Here is a 648-nt window from a genome sequence, read left to right as displayed (position 1 = left end):
GAGCGTCGGCAACAGAAGGGACGGACCGGTTGACCACAGTCCTGCTGGTCCGCCACGGGCTGACCGCCGTGACCGGCAAGATCCTGCTTGGTTGGACGCCCGGCGTGGGGTTGGACGACCGTGGCCGCCGCCAGGCGTCGGACCTGGCGCGACGCCTCGCCAACATCCCGCTGGCGGCGATCGTCAGCAGCCCGCTCGACCGCTGCCGCCAGACGGCCGAGGCGATCGCCGGACGCCGTCCGGTCAGCGAGGCCAGCCCGGGCGGCCCGCGGCAGGTCGAGATCGACGAGCGGCTCGGTGAGTGCCGGTACGGTGACTGGACCGGGCAGGAACTGGCGACCCTGGCGAAGGATCCGCTCTGGGCGGTGGTGCAGAGCCATCCCAGCGCGGTCGTCTTCCCCGGTCCCGAGGGTGAGGCACTACGGGACACGCAGGCCCGTGGGGTGAGCGCCGTGCGGGAGTGGAACGAGCGGCTGGGCCCGGACGCCACCTGGTTGCTGTGCTCGCACGGCGACGTGATCCGCACGGTGGTCGCCGACGCCCTGGGCATGCATCTGGACATGTACCACCGGATCACCGTCGATCCCTGTTCCCTGACCGTGATCCGCTACAACGAGCGCCGCCCCTTCGTCCGGCGCATCAACGACA

At 71.3% G+C, this 648-nt stretch carries 1 protein-coding gene; it reads left to right on the top strand.

Translation table 11 applies throughout. From position 1 onward, the window contains the following. Nucleotides 1–29 precede the first annotated feature (29 nt). Nucleotides 30–648 (top strand): histidine phosphatase family protein (locus AC08ON_RS03170; protein WP_476616417.1); only part of this gene is annotated, 619 nt, incomplete at its 3' end.

The organism is Frankia sp. CoWAU3, assembly GCF_977971855.1.
The sequence above is the reverse complement of the archived record's forward strand: the minus strand, read 5'-3'. Positions and strand labels throughout refer to the sequence as shown.